Source organism: Moheibacter sp. (assembly GCF_049672845.1).
Lineage (GTDB): Bacteria > Bacteroidota > Bacteroidia > Flavobacteriales > Weeksellaceae > Moheibacter.
The window spans coordinates 297,987-313,701 of sequence record NZ_JBATWT010000005.1; the positions used below are offsets into that span (position 1 = coordinate 297,987).

Genomic DNA, 15,715 nt, shown 5'->3' on the forward strand with positions numbered 1-15,715 from the left:
ATAGTTATTCGGTTTCATTAATCATCTGGATAAACTTATCCGTCCATTTCGTGAAAATAGAAGGACTTTTTGGCTGTCTTGCTTTTTTCACAACTTGCTTTTTGGATTGTTTTGGTTTGGCATCATCCAAAAACACATCTACTACCTCTGCTGATTCAACTTCTGCATTTGAAGCTTCATTCATCACATTTAAAACTTCTTCTTCATAAATCTCCTCTTGATTTTCTTCCATTTTCTCCAAACCTTTCATCAACAATCCAACCGAAGTAGCATATTCAGGCCCAGAAAGTTCTTCAACCATATCGCCTACAATGTGTTCATTTGAAAATCCGATTCTAACATCCATTCCGGTTAAATATTCGGTCAACTGACGAATGTGTTTCAATTTGGATCCACCACCGGTCATGACGATTCCGGCAATCAGTTTTTTCTTTTGATCATCACATCCGTAATGTTTCAACTCCAAATAGCTTTGCTCAAGAATTTCCTGAACCCTTGCGTGAATGATCTGAGATAATCTTTTCAGGGAAATTTCCTTGGGGTCGCGACCTCTCAATCCTGGGATGGAAACGATTTCAGATTCTTTGTTTTCTCCCGGCCAGGCAGATCCGAATTTTTCCTTCAATAATTCGGCTTGTCTTTCAATGATGGAACAGCCGACTTTAATGTCCTCTGTGATAACATTTCCTCCAAAAGGAATCACAGAAGTATGACGAATCATATTGTCTTTGAAAATTGCAATATCAGTGGTTCCGCCTCCTATATCTATCAGAGCCACCCCGGCTTCTTTTTCTTCTTTGCTCAATGCCGCATCAGACGAAGCAATTGGCTCAAGTGTAATTCCGGCGAGATTCAGTCCGGCATTTTTTACACATCGTGCAATATTTTTGATGGAAGTAACTTGCCCTACCACTACGTGGAAATTAGCTTCCAGTCGGCTTCCGTACATACCCATTGGCTCAGTAATTTCGCCTTCGCTATCCACTTTGAATTCCTGTGGAAGCACATGAATAATTTCTTCTCCCGGTAACATGACGAGTTTATACACCTGATTTACCAGCTTTTTTAAATCGTTTTCGTCAATTACATCTTCATAATTAGGTCGTGTGATGTAATCACTGTGCTGAAGCGAGCGGATGTGCTGTCCGGCAATCCCTACGGTAACGTCGGTAATTTTAATTCCGGAAGTAGCTTCTGCCTGCCCAATGGCGTCTTTTATGGAATTGACTGTTTGCGTAATGTTGTTAACTACGCCACGATGGACACCCAGACTTTTGGCCTGACCAACGCCTAATATTTCAATTTTCCCGTGCTCGTTTCTACGGCCGACCATCGCTACGATTTTCGTTGTTCCTATGTCCAGGCCTACAGCTATTCCTTTATTTTTCATCATTAATTCTTTTGGTTGCAACAATTTGGTTATTAAATCTCAGGTTAATTCTTTTATAATAATTCAACCCCACTTTTCCGAGGTATTCATCATAAAATAATTTAAGTTTTTCGAATTTTGATTCGATATTTTTTAATTCACCAAACTCAATGACGTAATCTCCTTTGTTAACCAACAAAATAAATGAATTTGGCTCTTCTTTTTTAACAGCAATAATGTGTTTTTTCAACAACTTATCAGCCGATATAAACGATGAAAGCTCCTTCAATCCTTCATAATCGGATTCTTCAATACTCCCTCCTACCAATAAAACTTCGGCAGCATATAAATTTGACAATGGTATTTCAGTCAGTTTCTCTGACAGATAAAACTCAGCAATCCCAGTATTGACACGGGCTACAGGTGTTTCCTGACTAATCTGAATTCTCATTATTCCATCCACATCACGAAAAACCTGAGACTTGCTCACAAAAGAATTTCTGTCCAGAACTTCTTCTACTTTGGCAACATCAATATTCCCCAATGCTTGAGAACTGATGCGAATTTGTTTTCCATCTATGACTTTTCTAACCAAACTGTCATTTACAAAATATTTTCCCGACTCATGATCGACTTTTATTTTGATATCCGAAACAGGTTTACAGGCATGTCTTTTGGCCGAAAAACTGACTAGAAAGGCAAGCAGTAAAATTCCGAGGGCGGTTTTCAGCAATCTCCATTTAATCTTCATCGAGCCAAGATTTTATAGGTTTAACCAATGTGTCAATATTGCCGGCCCCAACCGTTACAAGCACATCAAAATCCTTTGACTGAATACGACTCAGCGCATTTTGAAGTGAACTGACTTCCTTCTTGTCCAGATTGATTTTTTCCAACAAAGCTTCTGAAGTAATACCATCAATCGGGAGTTCGCGAGCCGGATAAATGTCCAGCAAAATCAATTCATCAAACCCCGCTAAGCTTTCCGCAAATCCATCCATAAAATCCCGGGTTCTTGAAAAAAGATGAGGCTGAAAAACACCCAAAATCTTTTTATCGGGAAACATTTCCTTGATGGCACCCATTACCGCATTCAGTTCGGTCGGATGATGGGCGTAATCATCTATATAAACTTTTCCGTCAAAATCCCAACGGTTAAATCTTCTTTTAATTCCTTTGAAATTCTCCAGCGCATGTTTGATTTTATGTGCCGGAATTTTCAGATAAAGCGCAACTGAAACAGCCGCAACAGCATTTTCCACATTGTGCTTCCCGGGCAATTTCAGAATGAAATTTTGAATTAGTTCGTCGGGTGTCTCTAGATCAAAATAATAAACACCGTCTTCAATTCTGATGTTTACCGCATCAAAATCCGCTCCTGATTCCACGCCGTATGTGATAGCATCCGGAATTGGCAAACCTTTTCTTACAAAGGTTTTTTCCGAAATCTTTTTACTGAAAGCAATAAAAGCTTCTTCAAATTCTTCTTTGTTTCCGTAAATATCCAAATGATCGGCATCCATGGAAGTTATAATTCCGACTTTCGGAGAAAGACGCAGAAATGAACGGTCAAATTCATCTGCTTCCGAAACCGTAATTCTATATCCTTTAGTTAAAAAATTCGAATCATACTCTTCCAAAACTCCACCTAAAAAAGCCGAACTCTCCAAACCTGACTGATGTAAGATATGCCCCAAAATGGAAGAAGTCGTAGTTTTCCCGTGGGTTCCGGCTACAGCAATCCCAAAAGTAGCATCGGTAATTTCGCCCAAAACTTCGGAGCGTTTGAGAATATCAAATCCGTTCTGAAGAAAATATTGGTACTCTCTTAATTCTTTCGGAACCGCCGGCGTGTAAATTACCAGCGTATTTTCCGGTGTCAGGTAAGGCGCAATTTTATCAAGATGGTCTTCAAAATGAAGATCAATTCCTTCCCTTTCCAGTTCCCTCGTCAAGTCGGTTGGGGTTTTGTCGTATCCGATTACAATTTTCTCCAGCGATTTGAAATAGCGGGCAAGCGCGCTCATCCCGATTCCTCCAGCCCCGATGAAATAATAATATTTTCTGCCTAAAATATTCATTTGATTTTGCTTAATAAAATATCTACAATCTCCTTCGTAGCATTGGGTTTCCCCATTCTTTTCAGGTTTTCGGAAAGTTTATTTTGTCTTTCTTCATCCTGAATCAATTCCACTGCTGAATCAACAAGAGCCGCAGCTGCCTGAGAATCGGTCAGCATAAGAGCAGCATCATTGTCCACCAGCGCCTGTGCGTTTTTGGTCTGATGGTCTTCTGCCGCAAAAGGAAAAGGCACCAAAATCAAAGGCTTTCCTACCAATGAAAGTTCTGAAATAGCCATGGCTCCGGCTCGGGAAACAATCAGGTCGGCGGCAGAAAAAGCCGTTTTCATGTCGTAGATGAATTCCGTAATATAAATTCCTTTCAGATCTGTTGCCACTTCAGACTTTATTTTTTCATAATCCAGTTTGCCCGTTTGCCAGATAAGCTGAACATCTGCTTGCTGAATTTTTTCCAAATCGGCTTTCCAGGCATTGTTCAACGTTCTGGAACCTTGACTTCCACCGATAGAAAGGATTGTTTTTTTGGTCGGATCAAGTCCATAAGAATTCAATGCAACTTCATGGTTTGTTAAATTCTCAAATATTTCAGACCGGATTGGATTTCCGGTATGATGCGTTTTGGCAGCCGGAAACTGTGAAATTCCTTCGTAAGCCACACAAATGGCTGCTGCACGGTTTTTCAATAATTTATTGGTAATTCCCGGAAAAGAATTCTGTTCCTGAATCACGACCGGAATTCCCTGACGGGATGCCTGCCACAACAGCGGCCCACTAGCATATCCACCCGTACCAATGGCAATATCGGGTTTGAATTCTTTCAGTATTTTTTTGGCTAATTTTAAACTTTTCTGCAGTTTCAGGGGAAAGGACAAATTGGACAATAAATTCCCACGGTTAATTCCGGCAATGGGAAGACCTTTTATCTGGTATCCCGCTTTGGGAACTTTTTCCATTTCCATTTTACCCAATGCGCCCACAAATAAAATCTGAGCTTCGGGCAAGCGGCTTTTAATTTCATCCGCAATGGCTATTGCCGGATAAATATGACCCCCTGTGCCTCCACCGCTGATGATGATTTTAGGCGATGTCCTGGATGACTGCATCTGTGTTTCTTTTTTCTTCTAATTGTATTTCTTCAGGCGTTTTGATGGCCCTGCTCACACTCAAAATAATCCCAAAGGCAATACAGGTTACCCAAAGGGAAGTTCCTCCATAACTGATCATCGGCAATGGCTGTCCTGTAACCGGAAAGAGGTTTACAGCCACACCCATATTAACCATAGCTTGAAAAATGACCGGAACGCCAACGGCAAAAACCAATAAGGTGCCGAAAAACGTATGGATTTTGGTTGCCACAATCATAATCCTGAACAAAATGAGCAGGAAAATAAAGATCAATCCGGCTGAACCAATGATGCCGTATTCTTCCACTATAATTGCAAAAATAAAATCCGAAGATGATTGCGGAAGCGTTTGTTTAAAAACGCTCTTTCCAGGCCCTACTCCACTGATGCCTCCTCTGTTAATCGCCGCTTTTGCGTGGTGAACCTGATAAGATTCTATCCCATCATCTTTTGAGAAATTTTCAATTCTGGATTTCCAAGTATGCACACGTGAATTCGGGATTAAGTCGCCATAGTTCAGTGCGAGAAAAATGAAAAGTCCGCCGGCGATAACCCCAAATCCGAAGATCCCGGCCAGAATTTTCCATGGAAAACCACCGATAAACAATAACACCATGCACATGGCAAAAAGGATAACAGCAGTAGAACCATTCGCCGGAAAAATTAATCCGATTACAACAAACATGGGGAAAAACAATGGGAAAAAGGATTGCGCAAAAGTCACTTGTTTGTCACGAATTTTGGTCAGGTAACGGGCAATGTAAACCAATAAAACCATGGACGCAAAGGTCGATGTCTGAATGGTAATGGAAGTTCCCGGCAGTTTTAACCATCGTGCTGCATTAGCACCTTCAATTGTTGTTCCCTGAACAAGCGTTACAACGAGCAAAATGAAGATAATCGGAAGTCCGAGCAAGGCAAGTCCCCCGAAATATTTATAATCCACCCGCTGAAGCGTCACGATGATAATCAGACCGATAACCAAAAAAGCCGCATGTTTTCCCATGTGGGAAAAAACCGATCCTGAACCTACTGTATAAACGAGGTTGGAACTTGCCGAATATACCGGAAGAAAGGAAAAAATCGCCAATATGACAATAAATGCCCACAGGTATTTATCTCCTTTTATGTAATTCTTTAAAAATCCCAAACCCTTCATCTCAAAGACTTTTTACTTCCTGTTTAAACTGATTGCCACGGTCTTCATAATTTTTGAACAAATCAAAACTTGCACAAGCCGGAGAAAGCAAAACGGCATCTCCTTTTCTTCCGAACATATATGCCGTGCGAACCGCATCCTGCATGGAATTCGTTTCCACAATATTATCCACCAAACCGTCAAATGCTGCAAGGATTTTGGAATTGTCCAGCCCCAGACAAACGATGGCTTTTACTTTCTTTTTAACCAAAGGAATTAATTCGGAATAATCGTTTCCTTTATCGGTTCCGCCCACGATCCAAACCGTTGGCATATTCATACTTTCCAATGCATAATAGGTTGCATTTACATTGGTCGCTTTGGAATCATTGATGAATTCAATCCCACCAATTTTCAGAATTGATTCCAGTCTGTGTTCAACCGCTTTGAAATCATACAGACTTCTTTTAATCGTTTCCTTTCTGATTTTCAGAATATTGGCCGCGGTTGCTGCTGCCATCGTATTGGAAACATTGTGTTTTCCTCTCAGTGCAAACTGAGAAACGGGTAACTCAAAACGATCGGGAAAATTCAGGATTACATTTTCATCTTCTTCATAGGTCCCGTCATTTAATTTCGTGCTCATAGAATAAGGTACTTTTTGTGCTTTTGTATTTATATCTTTAATTAATTCAAGTATGTTGCTGTCGTCAAAATTGTATACGAAATAATCTTCATGGGACTGATTTTCGGTTATTTTAAATTTTGAACGAGCATATAGTTCTAATTTATAATCATACTGATCCAAATGATCGGGCGTGATGTTCAACAAAATTGCGATGTAAGGTTTAAAAGAAACCACGTCATCTAATTGAAAACTACTGATTTCCAATACATAATAATCATAAGTATCATTTACCACTAATTCGGCAAAACTCTTTCCGATGTTCCCTCCCAATCCAACATTTAATCCGGCTTGGGTCAGGATATGATGAATCAGTGAAGTTGTGGTGGTCTTTCCGTTACTTCCCGTGATCGCAATGATTTTTGCGTTTGTATAGCGCGAAGCGAACTCGATTTCGGATACAATCGGAATATGTTTTTCTTTCAGTTTCAGAATTATTTCGGCTTTGCCCGGAATTCCCGGACTTTTCACAACAATATCAGCATTCAGGATTTTGGATTCGGAATGTTTTTCTTCTTCGAATTCAATTCCGTTATCCGATAATTTCTCACGGTATTCAGCTTTCAATTCTCCTTTGTCTGAAAGAAACACGCGAAAACCTTGTTTCTTTCCAAGCAATGCTGCTCCAACACCGCTTTCGCCACCACCCAATATGACCAGATTCTCCTGCATATTATCTCATTTTAAGGGTTATGATGGTTGCAACTGCGAGAATAAATCCAATAATCAACATACGGTTCACAATTTTGCTTTCGTGGTATCCTTCTTTTTGGTAATGATGATGCAAAGGCGACATCAGGAAAATTCTGCGTCCTTCGCCAAACTTTCGTTTGGTGTATTTGAAATAACTAACCTGCAACATTACCGAAAGACTTTCTGCGAAAAAGATTCCGCATAAAACCGGAAGCATCAGTTCTTTTCTTACGATGATAGCGATTACTGCAATCAGTCCGCCGATGGTCAAACTTCCCGTATCGCCCATAAAAACCTGTGCCGGATAGGTATTGTACCAAAGGAAACCTATTAATCCACCGATGAAAGCTGTACAGAAAATTACTACTTCTTCAGTTCTCGGAATAAATACGATGTTCAGATAGTCAGCAAAAATGATATTACCCGAAACGAAGGCAAAAAGCGCCAGAGCAGCCACAATTATGACTGAAGAACCTGCCGCAAGCCCGTCGATTCCATCGGTTAAATTGGCTCCGTTTGAAACTGCCGTAATGATAAAAATTACCGCAATCAGAAAAACAATCCATTCGTATTTGATTTTTCCGGAATTATCCATCCAGAAAAGTAATTCGCCATAATTAAATTCATTGTTTTTGAAAAAAGGAACAGTAGTATCCAGACTTTTTTCTTCGTCTGCGAATTTCACCACAGATGCACCCACTACTTGTCCCTGTTCAGTGGGAACCTGATGTTTAACCGTGACATCTGGACTAAAATAGATCATTGTCCCTACGAATAATCCCAGTCCAACCTGACCCAAAACTTTGAATTTTCCGGCAAGTCCTTTTTTGTTTTTTCTGAAAACTTTGATATAATCATCCAAAAACCCGATTACACCGAGCCATAAAGTAGAAACCAAGAGAATGATGATGTAAATATTTTCCAGCCTTGCAAACAACAAAGTCGGAATTACGGTAGCCAGAATGATGATAATTCCGCCCATCGTAGGCGTTCCGGTTTTTTCTTTCTGACCATCCAAACCAAGATCCCGAACGGTTTCTCCTAATTGTTCACGACGCAGATAATTGATAATTTTCTTTCCGAAAAACAATGCAATCAACAAAGCGGTCAGAACAGCCATCCCGGCACGAAATGAGGTGTATTGAAACATCCCAAGTCCTGGAATGTTAAATTGTTTGTCCAAAAATTCAAATAAATAGTACAGCATAAATTATTTATTGAGTTGATTGCTTAATTCAATCGTAATTTCCAAATCATCAAAATGGTGTTTCACTCCTTTGATTTCCTGATAGGTTTCGTGACCTTTTCCGGCAATCAAGATGATGTCGTTTTTTTCTGCCATTTTCAGGGCAGTTTTGATCGCATCCTTGCGATCGGTTATTTTCAGTGTTTTTTTATAATTCTGTGGTTCCACGCCGGCTTCCATTTCTTCCAGAATCAGTTCGGGATCTTCGCTTCGCGGATTATCCGAAGTGAAAATTGCAATTTCTGATTGTTGAGAAGCAATTCGGGCCATTTCGGGTCTTTTGGTTCTGTCGCGATCACCTCCACAACCCACTACGGTTATAAGTTTTTCATTTCGGGTTCGGATGTTCTGAATCGTGTTCAAAACATTTTCCAGCGCATCTGGCGTGTGAGCATAATCGATGATGGCGATGATTCCTCCTTTGGAAATAAAAGATTGAAAGCGTCCATCCACATTTTTCAGACTACTCAAATGCGTCATGATTTCTTCCTGTTCAAATCCCAATAATTTTGCAATCGAATAAACGGCCAGCAAATTATAGGCGTTGAACAAACCGATCAAAGGCGTCCAGAATTCTTTTCCGTCCAGCATCAAAAGCATTCCGCTGAATTGATTTTCCAGAATTTTTGCTTTAAAATCCGCATCGGTTTTGAGTGCGTAGGAATATCTTTTGGCAGGAGAATTCTGCAACATGACAATTCCGTTTTTATCGTCAATATTGGTCAGCGCTTTGGCGGTTTTTGGAAGTTCGTCAAAAAACTTCTTTTTCGCCTTGATGTATTCTGCAAAAGTTTTGTGGTAATCCAAATGATCATGCGAAATATTGCTGAATACACCGATTTCAAATTTTAATCCGGCGATGCGGTTTTGATGAATTCCATGCGAACTTACTTCCATCACTGCATATTCACAACCGGCTTCTACAGCTTCGCTGAAAATTTTATTCAGCGTGAGAATATCAGGCGTGGTATGGGAAGATTCATATTCTTTCCCGTGAATCAAAATGCGAATTGTGGAAACCAGAATCGTTGCATAACCCAAAGATTCCAACAAATTATAAGTCAAAGTAGCCGTTGTGGTTTTTCCGTTGGTACCTGTAATTCCGATTAATTTTAATTTCTCGGTCGGATTTCCGTATAAATTCGAAGCAATAAATCCTAAAGCAACAGAAGAATTCTCAACAATAATATAGGTTGTATTTGAATCTAAATTCTCAGGTTTTCTTTCACAAACAACTGCCACAGAACCTGCCTGAACTGACTTCTCAATAAAATCATGACCGTCCACCTGCGTTCCGCTTTGCGCCACAAACAATGAATCCGAACCGATTTTTCGCGAATCAAATTCCACTGAAGAAATCTCCCGATCGATTGAACCGATGGTTTCCTGTATTTTGACGTTATGTAGCAATTCTTTTAAAATCATCCTTCCAAAACCAAATAAATTGTTTCTCCTCTTTTGATTGTCGTTCCTGCAGGAATCGACTGATTTACTACCTTCCCGATGCCGGTATATCGTACATCAAGCCCTAAATTTTCAAGTGCAGGAATTACACTTACCCCACTCTTCCCGATAACATTTGGGATTTTTGGATTTTCATAATCCACTTTAAATTCGGGAGTTGAAAAAGTCTTATTTATGTTGACCAATTTGGGCAATTCCGGCATTTGGCGCGGTGTTCGCGAATAAACCCAGTCAGCAATTTTTTTGAAAACCGGCGCTGTAACACCCCCACCATAATATCCTTTGCTTCTGTCCGGTTTATGAATGATTACCACACAAGTATATTTCGGATTATCGGCCGGGAAAAATCCGGCGAAGGAAGCTCGATACTGCATAGGCTGATCTTTTAGCCAATATTCCACACGAGCTGTTCCGGTTTTTCCGGCAATTTCATAGTGTTCTGTAAAAATATTTCGGGCCGTTCCGTCTGAAACTGCCAGTTTCAGCATTTCGGTTACGGCTTTTATGTTTTCCGGAGAAGACATTTGCTCAACTAAAACTTCTGGTTTGTATTCGATTACTTTTCCATTGTTTTCTTCGATTTTATCGATGAACAAAGGCTTTAACAATTTTCCGCCGTTTGCAATTCCATTATAAAAAGTCAAAATCTGCAAAGGCGTCATTTTGAAACCGTAACCATAAGACATAACCGGCAAAGTAACATTGCTCCAATTGGAATCCGTCGGTCTGTGGAATTGAGGTGCAGCTTCTCCCTGAATGTCAATTCCAAGTGGTTTCGTCAGATGCCATTTATCAAGTTGATCAAAATATTCCTGCGGATCGCTTCCGTATCCGGCATTAATCAGTTTTGCGGTTCCGATGTTTGAGGATTTGATCAAAACCGTTCCGACATCAATCGTTCCATATCCGCGAGAATCACGAATCGTTCGGTTATAAAGTCGATAGGCACCATTACCAGTCTGAACAGTGGTTTCGGGTGTGAATTTTTCATTTTCAAGTCCGGCAAGAATCGAAACCGTTTTAAAGGTAGAGCCAGGTTCGGCGCCTTCGCCTACTACATAATTCAACACATCTGAATAAACGCTGTCGGCAACTTTCTTCAAGTTTACAATCGCTCGGATTTTTCCTGTTTCAACTTCCATTACCGCCACACATCCGTGTTCGGCATTATATTTTATCAATTGTTCTTGCAAAGCACTATACGCAGCAATCTGCATGCCGGCATCAATAGTAGTATAAACATTTGAACCGTTCACAGGTTCTTGTTCCCAGGATTTAAAGGGTTTCCACTGACCGCGCCCCATAAACTGAACCCAGCGTTTACCCATAGTTCCCGAAAGATAATTTGAATAAGCCCCTTCAAGCCCTACTTTACCGCGATGGTCATCATATCCGATGGTTCTTGCCCCAACATCTGACAAAACAAGTTCGCGTTTCGGACGTGTGTCGTGGATAAATCCGCCTTTGTTTTGGCCTTCGCGGAAAATCGGGAAGGATTTGATGCGCATATAATCCTGATAATCCAATCCTTTAATCAGGGTCATGTAGCGGTTTTTCTTATTTTTTTCCGTTCTTAATTTGTTCTCAAAATAGGAAGCTGGTTTTTCAAACATTTTGGACAAAGAATCGGACAAAGCACCTACTTCTGCATTAAACAAGTCATCTTTGATTACGACAAGGTCTAGGAAAATATCATGAACGGTCACGGTTGTAGCCAGTAAATCACCTTCGGAAGCATATAAATTCCCTCTTTCAGCCGGTTCTTCGACAAGATTAAAATTTCTTTGTGCGAAATCATCCAACTGCTGTCCTTCAGACACCTGAATTTTAACCATCGAGTATAAAACCCCAATGGCAATCAGAAGCAGCCCTAAACCTACTGCATATCCCCTAATCAATAAATGTTTACGGTTCCTGATCATAGACTTTTTGGATTAATACAAATGGTTGTTCATCTGTTAATTTTATTCCGATTAATTCGGACTGTTTGATAATTTCCGGCTCAAGCTGCATCTGCATCAGCAGGCGATGTGCATCTGTGTACTGTGCTTTGAGATTGGAAACTTCTTCGTCGAGTTTATTTATTTTTACTACTTTTTTATCAACCCAATGCGAACTGGAAATGCTTATAAATGCCAAAAAAACCAGGTACATCACGAAACGCCAATTCTGCATAGAACCATCATCCACAAGGAATTTCCCTTTCAGGATATCCTTAATATTGATGTTACTTTTTTTATTTTTTGCCATTTTATTTAATTCTTTATTGCCACACGCATTTTAGCACTTCTGGCTCTTGGATTTTTTTCTATTTCCTCTTCACTTGGGACAATTACTTTTGATTGAACCGGTGAAAAAGGAGCATCCCAGTTTCCGAATACATCTCTTTCCGGTTCACCTTCAAACATTCCCATTTTCATATAACGCTTTACCAATCGGTCTTCCAGCGAGTGATAAGAAATCATTACCATTTTTCCACCCGGCTCAATTATTTCTCCGCACTGCATCAATAATTCACGAAGCGCAGCCATTTCATCATTAACTTCAATTCGAAGTGCTTGAAAAACCTGTGCTAAAAATTTATTTTCTTTGTTTTTTGGAATGTAACTGAACAATTGTTTTAACTGTTCGGTGGTTTTAAAAGGCTGTTTTTTTCTTTCTGAAACTACTTCACGCGCCATCCTTCTCGAAGTTCTCAATTCACCATAATTATAAAAAACATCTGCAAGAGCAGATTCTTCATATTCATTCAGAATTTTAGCTGCAGTTATTTTCTGACTTTGGTTCATACGCATATCCAAATCCCCATCAAAACGGATTGAAAACCCACGTTCGGGAGTGTCGAACTGATGGGAAGAAACACCTAAATCGGCCAAAACACCCGAAACATTTTTAATCCCCAGATAACGCAAATTATTTTTCAGAAAGCGGAAGTTTTGCATCACCAATTGAAAACGATCATCAGCGATGATATTACCTTTCGCATCTTCATCCTGATCAAATGAAATCAATCTACCCTTTTCACTCAAGCGACTGAGGATTTCACGTGAATGACCTCCACCACCAAATGTGCAATCCACATAAATCCCATCAGGATTCACCACCAAAGCATCAACGCTTTCTTTTAATAAAACCGGATTATGATACTCCATCGTCTTCATTACTCTTTACATTTCCCATTACATCTTCGGCCAAAGCAGCAAAATCAAGTTCTGCAATATCCACCACACTCTCATAAGAGTCCTTATCCCAAATTTCCAGAATCATGGAGTTGGGCGACAAAACCACTTCTTTATCGATCCCGGCATAGGCAATCAAATCTCTTGCAATCTGAATACGACCGTTCCCATCTACTTCCACCACCTTCAGTCCGGCTGTAAAAAGTCGGACGAAGTCATTGTTCTTTTTCACGAAACGGTTCAGTTTATTTACATCGTCCATGACTTTGTTCCATTCACTCATGGGATGCAGTTCCAAACATTTCTGAAACACGGAGCGTTTTAGCACAAAGCCATCCTCCATTACACCAGCCAATTGCTTCTTCAAAGCGGCAGGTAATGGAAGACGCCCTTTTGCGTCAACTTTGCACTCATGTGTCCCTATTAATGGTTTCAAATGGAAATTTTTATCAAAAGTATAAAACTTTTTACCATTTTTTACCACAAAATACCACTTTGTTGAAAACTTTTACCACTTCCTCCTTTTGAAAATCTTTTATATTCCTGAAAATCTTTATTCAGAAGAAACTCAAAGGATTAGTATTGAAAAGGAATTGATTTAAATTTGCTTTTAATTATTTTTTAAGAAAATTATACAGAATTCCTTATTTTTGTTTCAAACACAAAAGTTGAATGCTTTTAAAACTTAAGAAGTCAAAAAAATTTTCCTATATAGAAGAAGGCGACGGAATACCGATTGTACTGCTTCATGGGTTAATGGGTGAGTTAAGTAATTTCGGCTCGCTCATGCAATATTTTTCAGGGAAAGGGTATAAGGTTTACGCACCTGAATTACCGATTTACAGCTATCCGTTGCTCAATACAAATGTTTCAAGTATAGCCAAATTTGTTGCGCGATTTTTGAAAGACATCGTTCAGGAACCCGCAATTTTAGTTGGGAATTCACTTGGCGGACATTTGGGACTTGTGGCTACGCATAAACATCCGGAACTTGTAAAAGCTTTGGTTCTTACAGGAAGTTCGGGACTTTACGAAAAGTCTTTTGGGGAAACTTTTCCAAAAAGGGGAAGCTATGATTATGTCTTAAAAAAGACACAGGAAGTATTTTATGACCCAGCAGTTGCTACAAAAGAAATCGTGGATGATGTTTTTGAAACTGTAAATGACCGGAAAAAAGCCATTAAAACATTATACATTGCCCGAAGCGCAATTAAACACAATATGAAAAATGATCTGAAGGAAATTCAGACACCGGTTTGTTTAATTTGGGGAATGCAAGACAATGTTACACCTCCTGAAGTAGCAGTGGAATTCAATGAAGGATTACCAAACTCAACCCTTTATTGGATTGACAAATGCGGACATGCACCAATGATGGAACATCCCGAACTTTTCAACAGCCTTTTGGAAGAATGGTTGGTACAAAATCAATTTGCACCTGTCCAATGAACTTAAAACCTGAATTTGTTAAAAGCGCTCCTAAATGGTCTGATTGCCCGGAACCCGACAGACCAGAATACGCTTTCATCGGTCGTTCAAACGTTGGAAAATCATCTCTTATAAATATGTTGGCCGACCGGAAAGATTTGGCTAAAACTTCTGGAACTCCGGGAAAAACCCAATTGCTTAATGTTTTTCTAATGGAAGAAAGCTGGTACCTCACCGACCTTCCGGGCTATGGTTATGCAAGGGTTTCCAAATCAAAAAGAGGAGAATTTGAAAAAATGATTACAAATTATCTCAAACAGCGACCAAATCTTGTTAATACTTTTGTTTTGATTGACTGTAGAATCCCGCCTCAGAAAATTGACCTTGAATTCATGCAATGGCTCGGCGAAAACCAGATTCCATTTTCAATGGTTTTTACGAAAATCGATAAGATCAGTAGCGCAGCCCTGCAAAAAGCTTTATTGAATTATCGAAAAGAAATGCTTAAAACCTGGGAGTCCATGCCTCAAGTTTTTACGACTTCGGCTTCGGCAAAAATAGGCCGTCTGGAAATCCTGAATTACATCAGTTCATTAAACGAACAATTAAAAGGAAAATTTTAAAAACGAAGCAACTCTTCAATCGCCATTTTATATCCTTCGAGTCCTTTTCCTGAAATAATTTTGATACAATTATCACCAGTTACTGAAATTTTTCTGAAATCTTCTCTTGTATAAATATCGGAAATATGGACCTCCACCACTGAAACTTCAATAGCTTTTATAGCGTCTGCAATTGCATAAGAATAATGCGCGTAAGCACCTGGATTTAAGACAATTCCATCATATTCAAATCCGATTTGATGTAATTTATCAATTATATCCCCCTCATGATTGGTCTGAAAATAATGAAGGGCTGCATTTGGAAATTCTTTACGGAGCTTTTCAAAATATTCTTCAAAACTTTGATTTCCGTAGATTTCAGGTTCGCGCTTTCCGAGCAGATTCAGATTAGGCCCGTTTATTATTTGGATTTGATACATGAGAATTAGCCTTAATTCATGGTTTAAAATTACTGATTTAATTGAATTTGAACCCCATGTCTGAGCATTTTTTGATTCCGGCTCAATAAAAACGGCACCGTAATTGTATAAAAACATCAAAACTAAAAACCTTTATTATACCCGTTGTGCATTTTAAATAATTTGGATTTTTAAATTATTTATATTTCTATTAAAGTACTCTTTGTTTATGAATTGGACGATAGTCAAAGCAGTAATCTTTGCTATTATCCGTGTTTTAAAACCTT

General features: G+C 39.4%; 15 protein-coding genes and 1 pseudogene. 2 read left to right on the plus strand and 14 right to left on the minus strand.

Annotated elements, in window-relative coordinates:
* Positions 1-4: 4 nt before the first annotated feature.
* Genes ftsA through mraZ form a run of 12 tightly spaced genes read right to left on the minus strand, consistent with a single transcriptional unit; the run spans position 5 to position 13,415 of the window.
* The gene (gene ftsA, locus WBF63_RS01500) at positions 5-1,390 is read right to left on the minus strand and encodes a cell division protein FtsA (protein ID WP_424367937.1); all 1,386 of its coding nucleotides are present in this window, start codon (positions 1,388-1,390) and stop codon (positions 5-7) included.
* Positions 1,380-2,120, minus strand: a complete 741-nt coding sequence (locus WBF63_RS01505; protein WP_424367913.1) for a cell division protein FtsQ/DivIB — start codon at positions 2,118-2,120, stop codon at positions 1,380-1,382. The genes ftsA and WBF63_RS01505 overlap by 11 nt, the downstream gene beginning before the upstream one ends.
* A complete protein-coding gene (gene murC / locus WBF63_RS01510) occupies positions 2,110-3,450 on the minus strand; it encodes a UDP-N-acetylmuramate--L-alanine ligase (RefSeq protein ID WP_424367914.1) in 1,341 nt (446 codons plus the stop codon). The genes WBF63_RS01505 and murC overlap by 11 nt, the downstream gene beginning before the upstream one ends.
* Complete coding sequence (murG, locus tag WBF63_RS01515; protein ID WP_424367915.1) at positions 3,447-4,553, minus strand: undecaprenyldiphospho-muramoylpentapeptide beta-N-acetylglucosaminyltransferase; 1,107 nt, start codon at positions 4,551-4,553, stop codon at positions 3,447-3,449. Before murG ends, murC begins: the two co-directional genes overlap by 4 nt.
* A complete protein-coding gene (locus tag WBF63_RS01520; protein ID WP_424367916.1) occupies positions 4,528-5,733 on the minus strand; it encodes an FtsW/RodA/SpoVE family cell cycle protein in 1,206 nt (401 codons plus the stop codon). Before WBF63_RS01520 ends, murG begins: the two co-directional genes overlap by 26 nt.
* Before the next feature lies 1 nt (position 5,734).
* Positions 5,735-7,069, minus strand: a complete 1,335-nt coding sequence (gene murD, locus WBF63_RS01525; RefSeq protein WP_424367917.1) for a UDP-N-acetylmuramoyl-L-alanine--D-glutamate ligase — start codon at positions 7,067-7,069, stop codon at positions 5,735-5,737.
* 1 nt (position 7,070) lies between these two features.
* Complete coding sequence (gene mraY / locus WBF63_RS01530) at positions 7,071-8,297, minus strand: phospho-N-acetylmuramoyl-pentapeptide-transferase (RefSeq protein WP_424367918.1); 1,227 nt, start codon at positions 8,295-8,297, stop codon at positions 7,071-7,073.
* A gap of 3 nt (positions 8,298-8,300) precedes the next feature.
* The gene (locus tag WBF63_RS01535; RefSeq protein WP_424367919.1) at positions 8,301-9,761 is read right to left on the minus strand and encodes a UDP-N-acetylmuramoyl-L-alanyl-D-glutamate--2,6-diaminopimelate ligase; all 1,461 of its coding nucleotides are present in this window, start codon (positions 9,759-9,761) and stop codon (positions 8,301-8,303) included.
* A complete protein-coding gene (locus WBF63_RS01540; protein WP_424367920.1) occupies positions 9,758-11,722 on the minus strand; it encodes a penicillin-binding protein in 1,965 nt (654 codons plus the stop codon). Before WBF63_RS01540 ends, WBF63_RS01535 begins: the two co-directional genes overlap by 4 nt.
* Positions 11,706-12,050 carry an FtsL-like putative cell division protein gene (locus WBF63_RS01545; RefSeq protein ID WP_424367921.1) on the minus strand — a complete coding sequence of 115 codons (345 nt, stop codon included), beginning with the start codon at positions 12,048-12,050 and terminating at the stop codon, positions 11,706-11,708. The genes WBF63_RS01540 and WBF63_RS01545 overlap by 17 nt, the downstream gene beginning before the upstream one ends.
* Before the next feature lie 5 nt (positions 12,051-12,055).
* Positions 12,056-12,961, minus strand: a complete 906-nt coding sequence (rsmH, locus tag WBF63_RS01550) for a 16S rRNA (cytosine(1402)-N(4))-methyltransferase RsmH (protein WP_424367922.1) — start codon at positions 12,959-12,961, stop codon at positions 12,056-12,058.
* Positions 12,939-13,415, minus strand: a complete 477-nt coding sequence (gene mraZ / locus WBF63_RS01555) for a division/cell wall cluster transcriptional repressor MraZ (protein ID WP_424367923.1) — start codon at positions 13,413-13,415, stop codon at positions 12,939-12,941. The genes rsmH and mraZ overlap by 23 nt, the downstream gene beginning before the upstream one ends.
* A gap of 236 nt (positions 13,416-13,651) precedes the next feature.
* On the opposite strand from mraZ, the gene WBF63_RS01560 reads away from it, so the two are divergent.
* Together WBF63_RS01560 and yihA are read left to right on the plus strand one after the other, a co-directional pair.
* Positions 13,652-14,428, plus strand: a complete 777-nt coding sequence (locus tag WBF63_RS01560) for an alpha/beta fold hydrolase (RefSeq protein ID WP_424367924.1) — start codon at positions 13,652-13,654, stop codon at positions 14,426-14,428.
* Positions 14,425-15,030 carry a ribosome biogenesis GTP-binding protein YihA/YsxC gene (gene yihA, locus WBF63_RS01565; protein ID WP_424367925.1) on the plus strand — a complete coding sequence of 202 codons (606 nt, stop codon included), beginning with the start codon at positions 14,425-14,427 and terminating at the stop codon, positions 15,028-15,030. The genes WBF63_RS01560 and yihA overlap by 4 nt, the downstream gene beginning before the upstream one ends.
* Here the strand turns inward: yihA and WBF63_RS01570 are convergent.
* Together WBF63_RS01570 and WBF63_RS01575 are read right to left on the minus strand one after the other, a co-directional pair.
* Positions 15,027-15,449 carry a type II 3-dehydroquinate dehydratase gene (locus WBF63_RS01570; RefSeq protein WP_424367926.1) on the minus strand — a complete coding sequence of 141 codons (423 nt, stop codon included), beginning with the start codon at positions 15,447-15,449 and terminating at the stop codon, positions 15,027-15,029. The genes yihA and WBF63_RS01570 overlap by 4 nt on opposite strands.
* 153 nt (positions 15,450-15,602) lie before the next feature.
* A pseudogene (locus WBF63_RS01575) lies at positions 15,603-15,715 on the minus strand (IS982 family transposase); the annotation flags it as partial.

Coding starts and splice junctions, on each gene's coding strand:
- mraY (WP_424367918.1), bottom strand. CDS start 8,297: ATGCTGTACTATTTATTTGAATTTTTGGACAAACAATTTAACATTCCA.
- WBF63_RS01540 (WP_424367920.1), bottom strand. CDS start 11,722: ATGATCAGGAACCGTAAACATTTATTGATTAGGGGATATGCAGTAGGT.
- WBF63_RS01570 (WP_424367926.1), bottom strand. CDS start 15,449: ATGTATCAAATCCAAATAATAAACGGGCCTAATCTGAATCTGCTCGGA.
- WBF63_RS01505 (WP_424367913.1), bottom strand. CDS start 2,120: ATGAAGATTAAATGGAGATTGCTGAAAACCGCCCTCGGAATTTTACTG.
- ftsA (WP_424367937.1), bottom strand. CDS start 1,390: ATGAAAAATAAAGGAATAGCTGTAGGCCTGGACATAGGAACAACGAAA.
- WBF63_RS01560 (WP_424367924.1), top strand. CDS start 13,652: ATGCTTTTAAAACTTAAGAAGTCAAAAAAATTTTCCTATATAGAAGAA.
- WBF63_RS01535 (WP_424367919.1), bottom strand. CDS start 9,761: ATGATTTTAAAAGAATTGCTACATAACGTCAAAATACAGGAAACCATC.
- murD (WP_424367917.1), bottom strand. CDS start 7,069: ATGCAGGAGAATCTGGTCATATTGGGTGGTGGCGAAAGCGGTGTTGGA.
- yihA (WP_424367925.1), top strand. CDS start 14,425: ATGAACTTAAAACCTGAATTTGTTAAAAGCGCTCCTAAATGGTCTGAT.
- murG (WP_424367915.1), bottom strand. CDS start 4,553: ATGCAGTCATCCAGGACATCGCCTAAAATCATCATCAGCGGTGGAGGC.
- rsmH (WP_424367922.1), bottom strand. CDS start 12,961: ATGAAGACGATGGAGTATCATAATCCGGTTTTATTAAAAGAAAGCGTT.
- WBF63_RS01545 (WP_424367921.1), bottom strand. CDS start 12,050: ATGGCAAAAAATAAAAAAAGTAACATCAATATTAAGGATATCCTGAAA.
- WBF63_RS01520 (WP_424367916.1), bottom strand. CDS start 5,733: ATGAAGGGTTTGGGATTTTTAAAGAATTACATAAAAGGAGATAAATAC.
- murC (WP_424367914.1), bottom strand. CDS start 3,450: ATGAATATTTTAGGCAGAAAATATTATTATTTCATCGGGGCTGGAGGA.